Below are 18,799 nucleotides of genomic sequence, written 5' to 3' on the forward strand. Positions count from 1 at the left end.
ACTTATTACTTAATTTCTTTGTGAACTGTCATTTTCTTTAAGATTGGGTTAAATTTCTTTAACTCCATTCTATCTGGCGTGTTCTTTTTATTCTTGGTAGTAATGTACCTTGAAGTTCCTGGTTGTCCAGACTCTTTATGCTCTGTACACTCTAAAATTACCTGTATTCTATTGCCTTTCTTTGCCATCTTAAACTAATTTACGCTGACGTTTTATTTTAAAAATCCTTTAGACTTAGCTTCTTTAATAGCAGCCGAAATCCCTATTTTATTAATCGTCTTTAAAGCAGAAGTTGACACTTTTAAAGTTATCCACTTGTCCTCTTCCGGAATGTAAAAACGTTTCTTTACTAAGTTAGCATCAAATCTGCGCTTAGTTTTATTCATTGCATGAGACACGTTGTTACCAACCATTGCCTTTTTCCCTGTAAGTTCACAAACTCTTGACATTACTTTTAACTTTTAAATGTGTTGTTGCTTAAAAACGAGGTGCAAATATACTTAAATTTTGAATTATGGCAATTAAAATATCGAATTTTTTAAAGAGATTTCTTTGAGGTGAAAAAGGCACAAATCACACGGGGTTTTCGCCAAAATTTTCAGACCTTAAAACTTAAAAAAATCTGATATTTTGGATTCCCGTCTGCACGGGAATGACAATTTCAATGGATACCTCAACCTTTGTATTGAGGAATGCTTCTTTTAAAGTATCAATTTTTCAAAATTTCTTTTTCGAGCATTTCAAGTGCTTTATTCACGGCTTTTTTAATGACACGTTTCCTTGCAGAACCTAACATGAACGGCTCTGAAACCACTGTGTCTTTTGAAGCTATGGCTATAAATACCGTGCCTACTTCGACATCAGAATCTCCTTTTGACGGACCCGCGTTTCCTGTAGTTGCCACTCCATAATCAGCATTAAATAAATCTCTAACATTTTTAGCCATAGCCTCTACAACCTCAGCACTAACCACTGAATGCTTTTCGATGAGTGTTTTTGCTACACCCAAAACTCTAATTTTAGATTCTGTAGCATAGGTAACAACCCCGCCATTAAAATAAGATGAAGCACCTGCATTTTGTGTAAATTGTTCTGCAACGTTACCGCCAGTACAACTTTCAGCAATAGCCAATGTTTTTCCTAGTTTGGTTAAACGGTTTGCGATAATAACTTCTAATGACTTTGCTTCGTCCTCAAAACCTACAAAAGCGTCTTCTATCAAAGGCAACACCTTTTGAATTTGCTCTTCAATATTTTGCTCTACCTCCTTTTGGTTTTCACCCTTTGAAGATAAACGTAATCGTACACTTCCTAAGTTTGGCATATACGCTAGTTTAATGGTACTCGGTAGCGCATCTTCCCATGCTTCAATCCGCTTTGCTAGTGTGCTCTCGCCCAGTCCATAGGTCAATAAGGTTTTATGCAGTATATACGGAAACTTATATTTGCCCTTTAGTTTAGGAATAACTTTGCTTACCAACAACTTTTTCATTTCGAAAGGCACTCCTGGTAATGAAACAAACGTTTTATTACCTTTATCTAGCCACATACCCGGTGCAGTTCCCAACTCGTTCATTAAAACAGTTGCTTTTGAGGGCACTAATGCCTGGTCTTTATTCACCTGAAGCAATGTTTGTCTCACATACTTTTTCCAAATATCCTCAATATTTTTAGTGACAGAAGCATCTCTAACCAAAGTGTCATCAAAATATTCCGCAATGGTTTTTTTTGTAATATCGTCTTTTGTAGGCCCTAAACCTCCCGTAATGATAATAATGTCTACTCTACTTTCGGCATCTTTAAAAGCTTGAAGAATATGGGACCTATCATCCTGCACAGAAGTGATTTGATAAACAGAAGCACCAATACTATTTAATGTTTGTGAAATAAATGCAGAATTGGTATCAATAACCTGACCTATAAGAAGTTCGTCGCCAATGGTTATAATTTCTGCTAGCATATTTATAATCCAAAGTCTTCCTTAATTTCTGCTGTAGCATTACCTACCGCAGTAATCACAATATTCAACTTATCTGTAATATCCACATCGGCTTTTGTGAACTTACCCCAATCTTGTACTTCAATTAAATCTTTTAGCACGCCTAATTCGAATAAATCGATAGTAGGCTTCATTTTATGTGCAGCTTGGTATGCTGTATGATAATCTTTTTCAGCCACGGCCTTTTTTAAACGTTCGGCATCCTCAGGTACTTCTTCTAAAAATGTAGCGGCCAAAGCCATTACAAAATCCTCGTCGTTATCCGCTAACTCTTTTACTCTAAATAATTTATAATATTGTTCCATGTTATTTAACAGTTATAGAAAATAATTCTTTGTCTCCTATAAAACCTTTTAGTTTATCGTTAGCAACAACCTTACCAACTCCAGCAGGTGTGCCCGTAAATATAATATCTCCAATCTTTAAAGTGAAATATTTCGAGACATATTCTATTAATTCATCAATTTTCCAAAGCATGTGGCTTGTATTTCCTTTTTGTACAATATTATCATTCTTTTTTAAAGAAAACTCAATAGCGTTTATATCGGCAAACTCATTTTTGCAGAGCCATTTGCCGATAACCGCTGCGCCATCAAACGCTTTTGCCTTCTCCCAAGGCAATCCTTTTTGCTTCAATTTGCTCTGCAAATCACGAGCCGTAAAATCAATTCCAAGTCCTATTTCATCGTAATATTTATGCGCAAACTTTTTATCAATATGCTTACCCACTCTATTTATCTTCACCAAAACCTCAACCTCATGATGTACATCATCAGAAAAATCTGGAATAAAAAACGGTTGCTTTTTTAGCAAAATAGCAGTATCGGGTTTTAAGAATACCACGGGATCGGTTGGTTTTTCATTTTCCAGTTCTTCGATATGTTCGGTATAATTTCTACCTATGCAAATTAATTTCATAACGGCCTCCCCTAACCCCTCCAAAGGAGGGAAATTTTTACTCTTATGTTATTATATTTTCGCGCAAAGTCGCTAAGGCGCAAAGCTAAACGTTTTTATTTTTTATTTAAGCGTTCCCCTATCGGGTCGGGCTTTCCGTTCCAAGTCCTCGCTCCCACCTTCGGAGTCGCTGTGGGCTTTCCTCTTCAATCCCTAACGCGGGGTATACTTGCAAAAGTGATTGCTAAACACAACAATACGTCTCCTGTCTCCTGTCTCCTGTCTCCTGTCTCCTGTCTCCTAAAGCTTATTATTAAAACTCCTCAACTTAATTGCTGTTAATACTTTTTTTGTATACAATGGAAAATCTGCATTCAACAGCCAACCAAAATAGCCAGGTTCTTTTTCTAAAACGTCAGTTACTAGTTTCCCCTTGTGCTTACCAAAAGAAAAACATTCTTCACCTTTTTTATTATACGCTATAAAGCCAGCAAAATCTGCAAATTTCTTTCTTGAACTAAACTCAGCTAAAAATTTTGTATCGTTTTCCAATTCGTCATATTTAGCTAATTGCGCTTTTAAAACTTCGTATGTGGCCAAAGTGTCGGCCTCGGCACTATGCGCATCATCTAAGTTTTTATCACAGTAAAATTTATAAGCAGCACTTAAGGTGCGCTGTTCCATTTTATGAAAAATAGTTTGCACATCCACAGATTGGCGGTTTTTCATATCAAAATCCACATCGGCGCGCAACATCTCTTCGGCCAAAAGCGGAATATCAAATCTATTGGAATTAAAACCTCCTAGATCTGAATCCTTTATCATATTATAAATCTCCTTTGCCAATTCTTTAAATGTAGGTTTATCTGCCACATCAGCATCATAAATACCATGTATTTCCGAAACCTCTTTTGGAATTGGCATTTCGGGATTCACACGCCAAGTCTTTCGTTCCTCTTTTCCGTTAGGGTGTACTTTTAGGATTGAAATCTCAACAATTCTATCAGAGGTAATGTTGATTCCTGTAGTTTCTAAATCGAAAAAACAGATGGGTTTTGTTAGGTTTAGTTGCATTATTAGTTTTTAAAAGAATTTAGTTCGGTTATAAAGTTGTTTTTATACTTCGCCATATTATCAAAATCTAGCAAGTCTTTATAGATTAAATCTGAATCATACCCTAAGTAATAGTCTCCATTCGGATGTAATAATATACATTGGTATGATTGATATGCCTCAGAAAACATTGTCTTTAATACATTACCATAATCTTTTAGCCAAACTAAACTTTTATACTTAGTAGGATGGCCCTCATTAAAATTAAAAAAATGCAAAACCAAGACTTCTTTGTTTTTGGAATATCTCTTCAAACATTTTCTATGCTCAGACAAAAAAGTTCTATAATTAGTCTCGTGACGATGTTTAACAACATTAGCCATTTGACTGAAATCAAAGCCTCCTGAAGTTTTACCTACACTAACTTCTTTTCCAATACTATCATAAAATATAGTTCTATTTCTTTTTGGAAAATTAGATTTTAATTTTAAAGTGTCGTCGTAGTGCAACACTATTATTTTTGAAGTATCAACAGCGTGTCGTTTTGCTAATAATTGAAAAAGTTGCCTTTTCTTTATAGAGTTAAGTGAACCAAAAAAATATTTGAATCTTATTTTTTTTATGGTTACCGAATCATTTAAAGGAAATTTTAAGCCTTGATAAATTGGAGAATTAATTTTTAAATTAAAATCAGTTTGTGAAATTATCTCATTTACTTCATTCACATAAACAACATTAGATTGGGAATTTAAACTAAAAGATAAAAATATAGCTATAAATAAAAAAAAATAACCCTTCAACATATTCGTAAGCTATAATTATATCTCCCTTTCGTTATCCCAAGCTTCCAAATAATCCTTAACCGTCTTAACAAACATACCTCCTAAAGCACCATTTACCACGCGATGGTCATAAGAATGTGATAAGAACATTCGGTATCTGATACCAATAAAATCACCTTCGGAAGTTTCGATAACCGCAGGTACTTTTCTGATGGCACCCAGAGCCAAAATGCCCACTTGAGGTTGATTAATTATAGGTGTTCCCATGATACTACCAAAAGAACCTACATTAGTCACTGTATAAGTACCATCTTTAATATCGTCTGGTTTTAATTGGTTTGTTCTTGCCCTATTTGCTAAGTCATTTACCTTTTTGGTCATCCCAACCAAATTCAACTGGTCTGCATTTTTAATCACAGGAACTATTAAGTTACCATCAGCAAGAGCTGTAGCCATTCCCAGATTGATATTTTTCTTTTTTATGATTTTATCGCCATCAACAGAAATGTTCAACATGGGATAATCGCGTAATGCCCTAGCTACCGCCTCCATAAAAATAGGCGTGAAAGTCAGTTTTTCCCCTTCTCTATTTTCAAAAGTATCTTTCACTTTTTTACGCCAGTTCCAGATTTTGGTAACATCAGCTTCAATAAAACTTTGCACATGTGCAGAGGTTTGTAAAGAGTCAGTCATATGCTGGGAAATTAATTTCCCCATACGTGTCATTTCAATAATTTCATCCTCACCACTTAATACAACAGACTTTGCTTCCGCCTTCGGCGCAATAGGAGCAGACTGACTAGCCGGCTCTGGTTTGGGCACTACTTTTTGAACAGGAGCACCTCCTCTATTTTCAATATATCCTAAAATATCATTTTTGGTTACCCTTCCTTCTTTTCCCGTTCCTGGAATAGCGTCTAATTCTTCTTGCGAAATACCTTCTTGCTTCGCTATATTTTTTACTAAGGGTGAATAAAAACGTTCATTACTCGAAATCGTTGGTACAGCAGAAGTCACTTCGGCTTTCGCTATTTCAACACGCTCGGTCAATTCATTTACAACAGCTTCAGAAGCAGTATTTGTTACCTCTTCCGAAACCTCCGTAGCGTCTTGCTCAACCTCTTCTTCAATTTCAATAACAGCTAATACTTGACCTACTTGAACTACATCATCCACCTCAAAACGTTTTTCAACCAAAACACCCTCAACTTCACTTGGCACCTCGCTATCCACCTTGTCTGTTGCAATTTCTAAAATTGCTTCATCAAGTTCAATAGTATCACCAACATCCTTTAACCAAGATGTGATAGTTGCCTCAGCAACACTTTCCCCCATTTTCGGTAATGTTAATTCAAACTTTGCCATTTCTTTAAATTAAAGCCTTTATTCTTTATTTAGATTGCAAAATTAACTAAAAATCGTTAATTCTTTTAAATTATATACAATAAAACCCTAAAAGTTAATCACTTCACCTCTACTAATTGCATCATCACTACCTACAATAAAATCTGAATTTTTTGGTAAAATTTTATAGGTCCATTTCTTTTGGCTAACATACTTGTCTAAAATATTTATAATATCTTTATATGCTAAATAATTAGCATCCAGTATAATTTCAGTTTCTTTTTGGAAATTACTCATCTCATTTCTGATAATAGAAATTTTGGGTAGTGCCTCTTGTAATCTGTTATTTTTTGTGTTTGAAACTATTACATATTGATAAACATACTTTATCTTTTCAACCTTAGATTTCCTGAAAAAATATACTGTTTTAATTCCTAATTCAACAAACAAATCAAATAAAACATTCTTTTTAAAATGCTTGTGATAAAAAATCTGCATTGCACCATAAAATCTTCGTGCATAATTCTTATCTCTTAAGGTACTTTCTCCTTTAAAATGAATAGCTTTTACCTTACCAAGGTAATAATTTTGGTAACCTGATTTAATCAATTTATAAGATAAATCTATATCCTCGCCATACATAAAGTAGTCTTCATCAAAACCTCCAACCTTAATATATACATCTTTTTTTAAAAACATAAAAGCACCTACCAAAACTTCAATTTTCCCAATCTGATTTTCTGCAAGATGATTTGCATAATACTCAGAAGCATTTCCAAACAACTTCTTTATAGCCGCTTTCACATAAGGAATATTACGCTTGCTTTCGGGCAGAAATTGCCCTTTACCATTTATTAATTTACAACCTACAGCACCAACGTTTTCATTCTCCTGATGAAATTCTATCAATTTTACAAATGTGTCCTCAGCAATAACAGTATCTGGATTTAAGATACAAACATACTCTCCTTTAGCCTGAGACACCCCAATATTATTACCTTTTGAAAACCCAATATTTTCTTTGTTTTGTATCAGTTTAACACTAGGAAACACCTCTTTTACCATGGCGCAACTATCATCTTCAGAATTATTATCTACAACAATAATTTCTGCATCAATTTTTTCAACAGCCGCTTCAACACTCTTTAGGCATAGCTCTAAAAAATAGCGTACATTATAGTTAAGTATGATAACTGAGAGTTTCAAAAAGAAGAATAAGTTAAAGCTTTAAAGACGATTCAAATGGAACTCTATTCAAAATACTCCTTCCCAATGTGACTTCGTCGGTATACTCTAATTCATCACCAACCGAAATACCCCTAGCAATTGTAGAAGTTGTAATATTGTAATCTTGTATCTGTTTAAAAATATAAAAATTAGTGGTGTCGCCTTCCATGGTTGAGCTCAACGCAAAAATAATTTCCTTCACTGTTCCTGATTTCACTTTTTCAACTAGTGGCACAATATTTAAATCATGCGGGCCAATGCCGTCTATCGGAGAAATTTTACCTCCTAGCACATGGTACAATCCTTTAAAAGAACTGGTGTTCTCTATGGCCATCACGTCTCTTATGTCTTCAACAACACATATTATACGTTCGTCTCTGTTGGGGTTTGCACATATCTCACATAGCTCAACATCACTAATGTTGTTGCAGGATTTACAAAACTTAATACTAGTTCTCATATTCATCAATGCCTGAGACAATGCAGCAGTTTGCACTTTGGGTTGCCTTAGCATGTGCAACACCAAGCGCAACGCTGTGCGCTTACCAATACCAGGTAATTGCGACATTTCATTTACCGCGTTTTCCAGCAATTTTGAAGAAAATTCCATAATTGCGAAATTACAGTTTAGACTTGAAATTCGCTAATTTTAAAGTACCCAATTAAAATACTAGTTGTTCCGTTTGGTTTTTGAAAATGAATAGTTGTATTTTGAAAACTTGAAAAATAAAACTGCATGAGTGCCACACAAATTCTGCTTTTAATAGCTGCTTACTTTGTTGTATTGATTTTAATTTCTTATTTCACAGGAAAGGAAGATTCTAATGAGGCCTTTTTTAAAGCTAACAAATCGGCACCTTGGTATTTAGTGGCATTTGGGATGATTGGGGCGTCTTTATCTGGTGTTACTTTTATTTCGGTACCAGGAATGATTGGTGGTCAGCAATTTGCGTATATGCAAGGGGTTTTCGGTTTTTTTGTTGGATACTTATTCATTATAAGCATTCTTTTACCATTGTATTATAGGTTAAATGTTACTTCGATTTATGAATATCTAGAACAACGTTTTGGGGTTGTAAGCTACAAAACAGGTGCGTTTTTCTTTTTGTTATCGAGGGTTACAGGCGCTTCCTTTAGATTGTTTTTGGTGGCCCTTGCCATGCAATACATTGTTTTTGAGCGCATTGGCATTCCATTTTGGCTTACCGTGGTAATTTCAATTTTACTTATATGGCTATACACCAATCGTGGTGGTATTAAAACGATTATCTGGACAGATACCATACAAACTTTAGCAATGTTAACAGCCGTTTTAGTAGCAATTTTTTTAATAAATGAACGATTGGACTGGACATTTATGGAAGCTCTAAGCTCAGAATCATTTTCTAAAAAAAGCAAAATTTTCTTTTTTGATGACCCTAATACCGTAACTTATTTTTGGAAATATTTTATTGGTGGCATATTCATAGCCATTGCCATGACTGGGCTTGACCAAGATATGATGCAAAAAAACTTAACATGTAGAAATAACAAAGAATCACAAAAAAACATGTTTGCTATGGCCAGCTTATTAGTGGTGGTAAACTTTATTTTTCTTTCGTTAGGTGCATTATTATTTATTTATGCCGAGAAATTTGGCTTAGATATTCCCATAGTAGATGGAAGAATAAGAACAGATTTATTGTTTCCAGAAATTGCCATGAACCAAAATCTTGGAAATGCGCTATCCGTTACCTTTATTATAGGGTTGATAGCTGCAGCATACTCCAGTGCCGATAGTGCTCTAACCTCATTAACAACATCGTTCTCAGTCGATTTTTTAAACATACACAACAAGCCCAAAAAACATCAAAAACCGTTACGCAAAAAAGTTCATATAGGTGTATCTCTTTTACTCATTATTGTTGTGATTATTTTCAATTATTTAGAAGGTAATGTGGTGAGCAATCTTTTTAAATTTGCAACATTTACTTACGGGCCGTTACTTGGGCTATTTGCCTTTGGAATTCTTACCAAACATCAAATAAAAGACAATTATGCTTGGATAGTGGCATTGCTATCTATAATAATCAGTTTTGCTATTACCAATTTACCCGAAAGCATCATTGGAAATTATAAATTTCATTGGGAAATATTACCGCTTAACGGCATAATTACGTTCTTAGGTTTAATATTGATTCGTAGAAAGTAAGACTAAAGTGCAAGCTGCTTCAAAGGCAATATCGTTTTCCTTCAAAATCTTATACAATTCTGGATTCTCCGTACCAGGATTAAAAATGACGCGCTTTGGCTTAAGTGAAATTATATAATCATAATAGTCTATTTGCCGTTTCGGATTAAGATATAGCGTTACGGTATCAATATCTTCATAAGCCATCAAATTAGTATCTATACTCACTCCTGAAACCTCCCCTTCCCTTAACCCAAAAGCTACGGTTTCTAATTTATTTGCTACCAATCGCTGTATGGCGTAGTTGGAATATCTATTTGGTTTTAGGGAAGCTCCAAGCACTAAAGTTTTTTTATTCATATGTTAAAAAATTTAATTTTTTGTTAAAACTAGTAACATTATTCCAAAAGGGGCGTCTCTTTGTTAACTATAAACATCATCAATCAAACTAATCAATCCAAATGAAAAAGACCATTACATTAAGCATTCTTTTATTTGCTTTTTTTTCACTGTCAGTTTACGCAAATTCAACAGATCCCAATGATGCAAAAAAAGGCACGATTTCAGGGAGAGTTTTAGACGCAAATTTAAAACAACCCTTACCGTATGTAAACGTTATTATCAAAAATACAACGGGAGAAACCTTAACCGGTGGCATTACCCTAGATGACGGATCTTTTAAAATTGAAAAAATTGAGGAAGGTAATGTTACCGTAAGCATACAATATATTGGCTATAAGACCTACAATAAAGCCGTTGCGCTAAAAAGAGGCAATTACAAAGTAGATCTTGGCGATATTTATCTTGAAGAAGAACTTGAAAATTTAGAAGCAGTAACTGTCGTTGCTGAAGTATCAACCATTCAACAAAAAGTAGACAGAAAAGTAATTACTATAGGCAAAGACCTTACCACTGCCGGACCTACGGCGAGCGACATCATGAATAACCTACCATCTGTTAACGTAGACCAACAAACAGGTAATATCAGTTTGAGAGGAAATGAAAATGTTCGTGTAATGGTAGATGGTAAATTAAGTAATGTGCCCGTAGCGCAACTTTTAAGACAGATCCCTTCTACATCTATTAAGTCTATTGAACTTATCACAAACCCGTCAGCGAAATATAATCCAGAAGGGATGAGTGGTATTATTAATATTAAACTACATAAGAATACCCAAATTGGATTCAACGGTAACTTTAATATTGGCGTTACCAAGGAAATTTTTGCAAAATTTAATAGTTCTATCGATATGAACTACCGTAATGGTAAATTCAACTTCTACGGTAACTACGGCAACAATATAGGCAAGTATGACAACTTTGGCTTTATTGACAGACTTGATGACGATTCCCGTCAAGACTTCAAGTTTTTCAATAACAACCAATCGCATTTATACAAATTTGGTGTAGACTTCTATATGAATGACAAAAACACCATTTCGGTATTTACCAACCAAAACACCTTTAGTGGAAACGGTTTTGGCGACACCTTCCTTACATTCCCAGGCCCTATTAACCAAGCCCAACTTTTTGATAACATTACAGACAATATCTCCAGCCAATATAACGTAGCTTATAAGCACACCTTTAATGAGGAGGAAGACGAAACGCTAGATATAGAAATAGACCATAACAATTTTGAAAATGACGAAATTGCAAATTTCAATTTTAGAAACTTCAGCTTTCCTCCGAACTACACAGATATGGTTGACACTAAAAGAGATCAAACTTTTATTAATGTGGATTATGTAAATCCATTAAATGAAAAAACAAAATTAGAAGTAGGATTGGAAGCGCGCATTTTTAATTCTGATGTAGATTACGAATCTAGCGGACTAACCTTTGATGGACAAGGCAATATCACACCAACACCAAGTACTGATTTTGAGTATAATAGAGATATTTTCTCCGCATACCTTACCTACGGAAGAACCATAAATGAAAAGTGGAACTATCAAGTAGGCGCACGTTTTGAACAGGTGCTTGAAGATGCAGATGCAATTCAAATTTTTAGTGACGACACAACAGCGTCTTTCCCTTTTGAAAATGAGTATTTCCAAGTATACCCTTCAATTTTTGTAAGCTATAAGGCCTCGGATAAAAACACCTATCAATTTAGTGCTAGCCGCAGAGTAGACAGACCAGGGCTACAACAAGTAAACCCTGTTAGGGAATGGGCCACACCAAGAGTGTCTTCATTTGGAAATCCAGAATTATTGCCTCAGTTTACAAATTCAGTTGAGATAAACTACACACGTAAACTAAAAAAGGGAACTATAACCGCTGGTATTTTTGGGAGACTGATAGAAGACAACATCAATCGTTTTGTACGTATAGATAGGAATAATATTCCTGCTGGAAACACCATTTTAACGTTTGACAATTTTGACAACACTACCGCTTATGGTGTAGAACTCTCCAGTAACTATAGACCAACAAAATGGTGGAGTTTAAATGGTAGTTTCGACTTGTATTCTCAAGAACAGAGAGGCATTACCGAAATAATAGATACCGATGACTTACCAAATGCAACAGAAGCCGATATTATAGCTCAAAATACAAAGGTGGATAATATCGTATGGAATTTAAGATTATTTAACAATTTTAAGGCCACTAAAAAATTAAATTTTTCGTTATTTACTATGTATCGCGGCGAAGAAAAAGGGATTCAGTTTACCAGAAAACCTATGTTTATGCTTAATATGGGGATGCGATATTCGTTTTTGGAAGAGCAACGTGCCACATTTAGCTTCAATTATAGTGATATCCTAAACACAATGAATTTTGAATTTGATGGTGTTACACCTTTCCCTAGTCAAGGACAGTTTAACTGGGAAAGTAATACTTGGAACATTGCTTTATCTTATAGATTTGGAGGTGGAAAATATAGAGCTCTACGCAGAAAACAAAGAGACGACAACACGAAACAAGGTAGCGGAGGCTTCCTATAAATTATTTTAATAATCTGATAATAGTTGATGGTTAGTGTTATGTTTAGATTATTAAATAGAACCCCTGAAGTGAAACTTCGGGGGTTTGTTTTATATATCTCCAATAAGAATGTTAAAATTCGTTAAAATTAAAAACAGCTACAATAATAACCCATTCCAAACGTTCTATAACAACCAAAAACCGTATTTAGTAATTATTTGAGTTAGTCGCTTTATTATAAGAATTCATTAAAACGGTTAGTGCGCTTAAGCGCATATAAACTCGGAATTCCAACAAATTTCGAGTTTTATTTTCGTATGAACTGGGTGAGAATAACTCAACTTAAAGTATTTGTTTTGCTATTATCATCTAACTAAGCCATAAGAGCTTCTCTTTTCAAAATTTGTGTTAATTGAAACTAGGTGGTTAATAGCATTAAAAACTCCGAAACTGTATGAAAATACCAGTTTCGGAGTTTTGTTTTTTATTTAATCATAACCTATTATGTATTTTGACTAGAAAAGAAAACAACATGTCAGTTCGATTTCTGTTTTAAAATCGCATCGAGAACAATTTAAAAGACAAAATTTCCTATATGACTTTCGGTAAACAGGTATCGGTAAGCAAGTTAACAGATACTCTCAAATTTTGGAGATTGCTCATTTCAATCTCAAAATTCATTCTCATTTGGCAAAATTTTATAAAAATATATATCGTATAATTATAAAAATTGCCTAGAAAACGTTTAAAAAGATTCCTGCTTCCGCAGGAATTTACCACTTCATAATAACACTACCCCAGGTAAAACCACTACCAAAAGCCGCCAAAACCACGGTATCGCCCTCATTTATCTTACCTTCTTCCCAAGCTTCGGTTAAAGCTATAATTACCGATGCGGCAGTAGTGTTACCATATTTTTGAATATTATTAAATACTTGGTCGTCGCGCAATCCAAACTTCTTTTGTATAAATTGAGAAATCCTCAGATTTGCTTGATGTGGAATCAACATATCGATATCTTCCTTTTGAAGATTATTTGCCTGTAAGCCTTCAACAATTGCCTCACTAAAGCGCACTACTGCATGTTTAAAAACAAATTGTCCATTCATATACGGGTAATAAGATGTGTCATCAGGATCATTAGCTTCTAAAATTTCTGGCACCCAGTGCTTAATACTTGGCCCCTCAACAACTAACTCCTCGGCATATTTTCCTTCAGAATGCAAGTGGGACGACAATACGCCTTTTGTATTATCCTCAGTTCTACTCATCACCGCGGCTCCTGCTCCATCACCAAAAATTACAGTTACGTTTCTACCTCTGGTAGACTTCTCTAATCCTCCAGAATGGAACTCAGCACCAATGACCAAAACGTTCTTGTACATTCCTGTTTTTATAAATTGGTCTGCTACTGAAACTGCATAAACAAACCCTGTGCACTGGTTTCTAATATCCAAAGCACCAATAGTAGGCATTTCTAACATATCCTGAATTTGTACACCACAACCTGGAAAGTAATAATCGGGACTGAGTGTTGCAAAAACGATAAAATCTATATCATCTTTGGTTAACCCCGCACGTTCAATGGCAATTCGTGCAGCTTTTGCACCCATAACCGCCGATGTATCTTTAGTGCCCTCCTTAATCCATCTACGCTCCTTGATCCCAGTACGCTCCTGAATCCAAGCGTCATTAGTATCCATCATTTTGGACAAATCATCATTTGTCACCACATTATCTGGCACGTATTTACCAAGGCCAATTATTCTAGAGTTGTACATTTTATTTCAATATTTATATCTATTAGTAAATATAAACTTTCATTTTAAAAAAACGCCAAACAAATACGTTTTTAGCTAGTTAAAATCGTAAACTTATTGTCTTTTCAGCATTCATTTTTCCGTTTTAAGGATAATTACTCCTTTAATAAACTAACATACACTTAAGGGCAACAGCTCTATCCCTTCTACGTTGCGAAGAATTAACTAATTCAATTCCGTTTTAGCTGTGTATTTTCAGGTTCACTTAAGTTTTACATTATTTTTTCTGTTGTGTATGTAGATTTGTTCTCATCAAAAAATAAAAAGAAAAATTAAAGCCCCAAAAAGAAAATGGAAAAGCCCAGAATTAACCACATTGTAATATACCTCTTAATGCTTCTTGCCATATTTCAAATTAGCATAATAAGCTATTGGTTACTGTTCTAATTAAAACGAGGCTATTTTGTAGTAATTAGTCGTACACAAAACAGCAATTAGCGCGATTGAAAAAACATTCTACTCTAAATAATAATGTCAGTTTGTCATATTTACGGTCTTGGTATTTTTTTTGTCTAAATAGTTAAAGCAAAAATAATTTAAGATTAATAGATTCTTGCCTGTGCGAGAATGACAATAAAACTATTTAACATGACAAAAGGAAACATTAATGTATCAGTAGAGAACATCTTTCCGTTAATTAAAAAGTTCTTATACAGCGACCACGAAATATTTCTTCGTGAATTGATAAGTAACGCTACGGATGCAACGCTTAAACTGAAACATCTAACAAATGTTGGGGAAGCAAAGGTGGAATATGGCAATCCGCAGATTGAAGTTAAAATTGATAAAGACAATAAAAAGCTGCATATTATAGATCAAGGTTTGGGTATGACAGCTGAAGAGGTTGAAAAATATATCAACGAAGTAGCGTTTTCTGGTGCCGAGGAATTCCTTGATAAATACAAAGATTCTGCTAAAGATGCTGGCATTATTGGCCATTTTGGTTTAGGTTTCTACTCTGCTTTTATGGTAGCAGATAAAGTTGAAATCATCACTAAATCTTTTAAAGGTGAACCTGCAGCGCATTGGACATGTGATGGCTCACCGGAATTTACTTTGGAAAAGGCAAACAAAACCGAAAGAGGAACGGAAATCATTCTTCATATTGCCGAAGATTCTACAGAATTCCTTGAAGAGTCTCGTATTCGAGAATTGTTGACTAAGTATAACAAGTTTATGCCTATTCCAATCAAATTTGGAACGAAAGAAATAAAGGATCCAGAGCACAAGCCAAAAACTACTAAAGATAAAGACGGTAAGGAAATTACAGAACCTCATCGTAAAATCACCGTAGATGATATCATCAATAATCCAAACCCAGCTTGGACAAAACAACCAACAGATTTAAAAGATGAGGATTACAGCAACTTCTACAGAGAGCTGTACCCAATGCAGTTTGAAGAGCCGTTATTCAATATCCACTTGAATGTTGACTATCCGTTCAACTTAACCGGTATTTTATACTTCCCTAAGTTGAGTAACGATATGCAAATTCAAAAGGACAAAATTCAACTTTATCAAAATCAAGTATTTGTTACTGATAACGTTGAAGGTATTGTTCCTGAGTTTTTAACCATGCTTCGCGGTGTAATTGATTCGCCTGATATTCCATTGAACGTATCGCGTTCTTACTTGCAAGCCGACGGTGCGGTTAAGAAAATTTCATCTTACATCACCAGAAAAGTGGCGGATAAGTTGAAATCCTTATTCAATAGCAACAGAGAGGATTTTGAAGCCAAATGGAACGATATCAAAATTGTGATTGAATATGGTATGCTTTCAGAAGAAAAATTCTTTGAAAAAGCAGATGCTTTTGCATTGTACCCTACAGTTGATGGCAAATATTATACCTATCAAGAATTATACGATAAGATTAAAGCAAACCAAACGGATAAGGATGACAAATTGGTGATTCTCTATGCGTCTGATAAAGATGCGCAACATAGCTACATTGAAGCCGCAAAAGCTAAAGATTACGAAGTATTATTGCTAGATTCTCCAATAGTTTCACACTTAATACAGAAGTTAGAAACATCAAAAGAAAATATTTCTTTTGCCCGTGTTGATGGCGATCACATTGATAACTTAATTAAAAAGGATGACACCAAAATTTCAAAGTTGGATGAGGACCAAAAGAAAGCTTTGGACGAATTACTAAAAGAGGTGATTCCTTCTGAAAAATTCATGGTACAACTAGAAGCTATGGATAGCAACGCAAACCCGTTTATCATCACGCAACCAGAGTTTATGCGACGTATGAAAGAAATGCAAAAAACTGGCGGCGGTGGTATGTTTGGTATGGGTAATATGCCAGAAATGTACAACTTAGTGGTGAACACAAACTCAGACTTAATTGGAGAAATTTTAAACACCAAAACCAAAAAGAAACAAGAACGTTTAATTAACCAAAGTTTAGATTTGGCCCGATTATCTCAAGGGTTATTAAAAGGTGAAGAGTTAACAAACTTTATCAAGCGTAGTTACGAGATGATAAAGTAAATATTATTTGTCATGCTGAACTAGTTTCTGTATCCATTCTAAATAAATCTAGAACCACTTTGCTAAAGCAGGGTGGTTTTTTATTTTATATAGTATTGACTTTGTAAAAATGTTCCATTACCTTCGTTAAAGTCGATAGGATATATTTTGCTACGCGCGTCGGGAACTACAAAAAATGTGAATGTAAAAATTAACGATTAACCGCCAATATGAAATTAAATATGAAGAAAATACCCAAATTATTTAAGAGTTACCTATGCAAACCTGTTCTCATAATATTTGGTATCACACTCCTTTGCAGTCATGATTTATACGTTAAAATGGAAACGTATTTCTTACAACCTAATCAAAAAGCAACCTTAAGCCTTTATAATGGTACGTTTGAGAAGAGTGAAAATATTATAACTCGGGATCGTATGTTGGACGCCTCTATTTTATATAAAGGTGTAAGACAGCAAATAGATTCTAGCCAGTGGACAGATAAAGACAGTACTATTACTAAGTTTGACTTCACTCCTATTGAAGCAGGAACTTATGTTGTTGGTGTCTCAACAAAGGCTAGAAATATAAAACTCTCTGCAGAGAAATTTAACAGCTATTTGGAACATGATGGTGTTTTTGACATGCTCAAATATCGTACGGATAACAAATTATTAGACCAAGATGCAGTAGAAAGCTACCAAAAACATGTAAAAGCCATTTATCAAGTTGGAGATACTAGAACAGAGGATTGGAAAACCGCATTTGGTTATCCTATTGAATTCATTCCGCTAACAAACCCTTATGAAAAATACAGTGGTGAAACACTAGAAGTTCAGCTACTGTTAGATGGTAAACCTCTCTCAAATCAGTTGGTATATGCCAATTATATCGGAGTTAACCACAGTAACCATCACGAAAGCAGTCATGAGCACAAACACGACGACCACTCCCACAAGGATAATGAAAAAGATCATAGCCATACGCATTCAGACGAGGATCATTCCCATGATCATTCCGATAACGGACATTCTCATGAGCATGACCACAAGCATGCTGATAAGCCCAAAACAAATACAGATAATCATACTCACGATAGCGGTCAACAACTAAGTACTGATGATAAAGGTATTGTTAGCGTAAACCTACCTGAAGATGGCATCTATTACTTGCGTACAATTTATATGGTTAATGTTTCAGATAGCGACGAATTAACCCATGAATCTAAATGGGCTACGTTAACATTTGAAGTAACGCATAAGCATAGTTCAAGCACGAACACACATGAAGACCATCATCATGAAAAAGGAATTCCTACTTGGATTTTTATTATGGGGAGTGTTCTATTCATAGGGTCGCTATTCTTTATTTTTAGAAAAAAAGAACAATGAGACAAAAAAAAATTGAGCAGAAATTAATTCTAATATTGGTATTCATCCCTTTATTGGGATTTGCACATGACGTTACAAGTGCCGACCAAGAGCTTTTGCGTAACGGTGGCCTGTGGGCTTACATTAGGGTAGGTGCAACACACATGCTTACAGGTTATGATCATTTGCTCTTTTTAGCTGGTGTTATATTTTACTTAAATAGCTTTAAAGACATCCTAAAGTTCATTACAGTATTTACTATAGGGCATTGTACCACCTTAATAAGTGCTACTTACTTGGGAATTACGGCAAATGAACATTTAGTTGATGCGGTAATTGCCCTAAGTGTTTTTTATAAAGGATTTGAGAATTTGAATGGTTTTGAAAAATTGAAGTTAAAGTCTCCCAACTTGCTACTCATGGTAGGCCTTTTCGGGTTGATTCATGGTTTCGGACTTTCTACAAGACTGCAGTCCTTTGATATGGGGCAGGAACAATTTCTAGGAAAAATTTTGTGTTTTAATCTAGGTGTAGAAGTAGGACAAATACTAGCTTTAATTCCAATCGTTTTCATCATTACTCTCTCACGAAAGCACAAACAGTTTCCTGCGTTCTATAAAGCGGTTAATTGGTATCTTGTATTAGCGGGAGTATGTTTATTTATGTATCAATTATATGGTTACTTTAGTCAACATTGATAATTTTGAGAGTAAATCAAAATAAGAATT

Annotated in this window: 17 protein-coding genes; 5 read left to right on the plus strand and 12 right to left on the minus strand. The window is 34.7% G+C overall.

Going from position 1 to position 18,799, the window contains the following annotated elements:
• Positions 1-5: 5 nt before the first annotated feature.
• The 10 genes from rpmG to recR all read right to left on the minus strand — a co-directional run bounded on the left by rpmG (position 6) and on the right by recR (position 7,912).
• Complete coding sequence (gene rpmG / locus AC1B0Z_RS06890) at positions 6-188, minus strand: 50S ribosomal protein L33 (protein WP_008992117.1); 183 nt, start codon at positions 186-188, stop codon at positions 6-8.
• A 24-nt stretch (positions 189-212) separates the two neighbouring features.
• Positions 213-449, minus strand: coding sequence for a 50S ribosomal protein L28 (gene rpmB, locus AC1B0Z_RS06895; protein ID WP_057778512.1), 237 nt, complete (start codon positions 447-449; stop codon positions 213-215).
• A gap of 260 nt (positions 450-709) precedes the next feature.
• Positions 710-1,960, minus strand: coding sequence for a competence/damage-inducible protein A (locus tag AC1B0Z_RS06900; RefSeq protein ID WP_483794883.1), 1,251 nt, complete (start codon positions 1,958-1,960; stop codon positions 710-712).
• A gap of 2 nt (positions 1,961-1,962) precedes the next feature.
• Complete coding sequence (locus AC1B0Z_RS06905; protein ID WP_483794884.1) at positions 1,963-2,304, minus strand: Hpt domain-containing protein; 342 nt, start codon at positions 2,302-2,304, stop codon at positions 1,963-1,965.
• Between the two features lies 1 nt (position 2,305).
• Positions 2,306-2,917 (minus strand): fumarylacetoacetate hydrolase family protein, encoded by a 612-nt coding sequence (locus tag AC1B0Z_RS06910; protein ID WP_483794885.1) that lies wholly within the window; start codon positions 2,915-2,917, stop codon positions 2,306-2,308.
• A 279-nt stretch (positions 2,918-3,196) separates the two neighbouring features.
• Positions 3,197-3,970, minus strand: a complete 774-nt coding sequence (locus AC1B0Z_RS06915) for a 3'-5' exonuclease (protein ID WP_483794886.1) — start codon at positions 3,968-3,970, stop codon at positions 3,197-3,199.
• A 2-nt stretch (positions 3,971-3,972) separates the two neighbouring features.
• Positions 3,973-4,674, minus strand: a complete 702-nt coding sequence (locus AC1B0Z_RS06920) for a hypothetical protein (RefSeq protein ID WP_483794887.1) — start codon at positions 4,672-4,674, stop codon at positions 3,973-3,975.
• A 93-nt stretch (positions 4,675-4,767) separates the two neighbouring features.
• Positions 4,768-6,096 (minus strand): dihydrolipoamide acetyltransferase family protein, encoded by a 1,329-nt coding sequence (locus tag AC1B0Z_RS06925; protein WP_483794888.1) that lies wholly within the window; start codon positions 6,094-6,096, stop codon positions 4,768-4,770.
• 87 nt (positions 6,097-6,183) lie between these two features.
• Positions 6,184-7,281 (minus strand): glycosyltransferase family 2 protein, encoded by a 1,098-nt coding sequence (locus AC1B0Z_RS06930; protein WP_483794889.1) that lies wholly within the window; start codon positions 7,279-7,281, stop codon positions 6,184-6,186.
• Positions 7,282-7,294: 13 nt separating this feature from the next.
• Entirely contained in the window at positions 7,295-7,912 is a 618-nt protein-coding gene (gene recR / locus AC1B0Z_RS06935) for a recombination mediator RecR (RefSeq protein ID WP_483794890.1), read from the minus strand.
• Between the two features lie 126 nt (positions 7,913-8,038).
• Here recR and AC1B0Z_RS06940 point away from each other — a divergent pair, with 126 nt between their 5' ends.
• Positions 8,039-9,493 carry a sodium:solute symporter gene (locus AC1B0Z_RS06940; RefSeq protein ID WP_483794891.1) on the plus strand — a complete coding sequence of 485 codons (1,455 nt, stop codon included), beginning with the start codon at positions 8,039-8,041 and terminating at the stop codon, positions 9,491-9,493.
• On the opposite strand, the gene AC1B0Z_RS06945 is transcribed toward AC1B0Z_RS06940, so the two are convergent.
• The gene (locus AC1B0Z_RS06945) at positions 9,470-9,832 is read right to left on the minus strand and encodes a CoA-binding protein (RefSeq protein WP_483794892.1); all 363 of its coding nucleotides are present in this window, start codon (positions 9,830-9,832) and stop codon (positions 9,470-9,472) included. The two genes, AC1B0Z_RS06940 and AC1B0Z_RS06945, sit on opposite strands and share 24 nt — an antisense overlap.
• 101 nt (positions 9,833-9,933) lie before the next feature.
• Here AC1B0Z_RS06945 and AC1B0Z_RS06950 point away from each other — a divergent pair, with 101 nt between their 5' ends.
• Positions 9,934-12,423, plus strand: coding sequence for a TonB-dependent receptor (locus AC1B0Z_RS06950; protein WP_483794893.1), 2,490 nt, complete (start codon positions 9,934-9,936; stop codon positions 12,421-12,423).
• Positions 12,424-13,176: 753 nt separating this feature from the next.
• Here AC1B0Z_RS06950 and AC1B0Z_RS06955 read toward each other — a convergent pair.
• On the minus strand, positions 13,177-14,184 hold the full coding sequence (locus AC1B0Z_RS06955) for a 3-oxoacyl-ACP synthase III family protein (RefSeq protein WP_483794894.1): 1,008 nt from the start codon (positions 14,182-14,184) through the stop codon (positions 13,177-13,179).
• 627 nt (positions 14,185-14,811) lie between these two features.
• Here AC1B0Z_RS06955 and htpG point away from each other — a divergent pair.
• The 3 genes from htpG to AC1B0Z_RS06970 all read left to right on the plus strand — a co-directional run bounded on the left by htpG (position 14,812) and on the right by AC1B0Z_RS06970 (position 18,769).
• Complete coding sequence (gene htpG / locus AC1B0Z_RS06960) at positions 14,812-16,722, plus strand: molecular chaperone HtpG (protein WP_483794895.1); 1,911 nt, start codon at positions 14,812-14,814, stop codon at positions 16,720-16,722.
• Between the two features lie 221 nt (positions 16,723-16,943).
• The gene (locus AC1B0Z_RS06965) at positions 16,944-18,092 is read left to right on the plus strand and encodes a DUF4198 domain-containing protein (RefSeq protein ID WP_483794896.1); all 1,149 of its coding nucleotides are present in this window, start codon (positions 16,944-16,946) and stop codon (positions 18,090-18,092) included.
• Complete coding sequence (locus AC1B0Z_RS06970; protein WP_483794897.1) at positions 18,089-18,769, plus strand: HupE/UreJ family protein; 681 nt, start codon at positions 18,089-18,091, stop codon at positions 18,767-18,769. Before AC1B0Z_RS06965 ends, AC1B0Z_RS06970 begins: the two co-directional genes overlap by 4 nt.
• The last annotated feature ends 30 nt before the right edge of the window (positions 18,770-18,799 follow it).

Source organism: Hyunsoonleella sp. J2K-J805 (assembly GCF_057167125.1).

Excerpts from the sequence above, each read along its gene's own strand:
- rpmG (WP_008992117.1), bottom strand. The coding sequence starts at position 188 with ATGGCAAAGAAAGGCAATAGAATACAGGTAATTTTAGAGTGTACAGAG.
- rpmB (WP_057778512.1), bottom strand. The coding sequence starts at position 449 with ATGTCAAGAGTTTGTGAACTTACAGGGAAAAAGGCAATGGTTGGTAAC.
- AC1B0Z_RS06900 (WP_483794883.1), bottom strand. The coding sequence starts at position 1,960 with ATGCTAGCAGAAATTATAACCATTGGCGACGAACTTCTTATAGGTCAG.
- AC1B0Z_RS06905 (WP_483794884.1), bottom strand. The coding sequence starts at position 2,304 with ATGGAACAATATTATAAATTATTTAGAGTAAAAGAGTTAGCGGATAAC.
- AC1B0Z_RS06910 (WP_483794885.1), bottom strand. The coding sequence starts at position 2,917 with ATGAAATTAATTTGCATAGGTAGAAATTATACCGAACATATCGAAGAA.
- AC1B0Z_RS06915 (WP_483794886.1), bottom strand. The coding sequence starts at position 3,970 with ATGCAACTAAACCTAACAAAACCCATCTGTTTTTTCGATTTAGAAACT.
- AC1B0Z_RS06925 (WP_483794888.1), bottom strand. The coding sequence starts at position 6,096 with ATGGCAAAGTTTGAATTAACATTACCGAAAATGGGGGAAAGTGTTGCT.
- recR (WP_483794890.1), bottom strand. The coding sequence starts at position 7,912 with ATGGAATTTTCTTCAAAATTGCTGGAAAACGCGGTAAATGAAATGTCG.
- AC1B0Z_RS06940 (WP_483794891.1), top strand. The coding sequence starts at position 8,039 with ATGAGTGCCACACAAATTCTGCTTTTAATAGCTGCTTACTTTGTTGTA.
- AC1B0Z_RS06945 (WP_483794892.1), bottom strand. The coding sequence starts at position 9,832 with ATGAATAAAAAAACTTTAGTGCTTGGAGCTTCCCTAAAACCAAATAGA.
- AC1B0Z_RS06950 (WP_483794893.1), top strand. The coding sequence starts at position 9,934 with ATGAAAAAGACCATTACATTAAGCATTCTTTTATTTGCTTTTTTTTCA.
- AC1B0Z_RS06955 (WP_483794894.1), bottom strand. The coding sequence starts at position 14,184 with ATGTACAACTCTAGAATAATTGGCCTTGGTAAATACGTGCCAGATAAT.
- htpG (WP_483794895.1), top strand. The coding sequence starts at position 14,812 with ATGACAAAAGGAAACATTAATGTATCAGTAGAGAACATCTTTCCGTTA.
- AC1B0Z_RS06965 (WP_483794896.1), top strand. The coding sequence starts at position 16,944 with ATGAAGAAAATACCCAAATTATTTAAGAGTTACCTATGCAAACCTGTT.
- AC1B0Z_RS06970 (WP_483794897.1), top strand. The coding sequence starts at position 18,089 with ATGAGACAAAAAAAAATTGAGCAGAAATTAATTCTAATATTGGTATTC.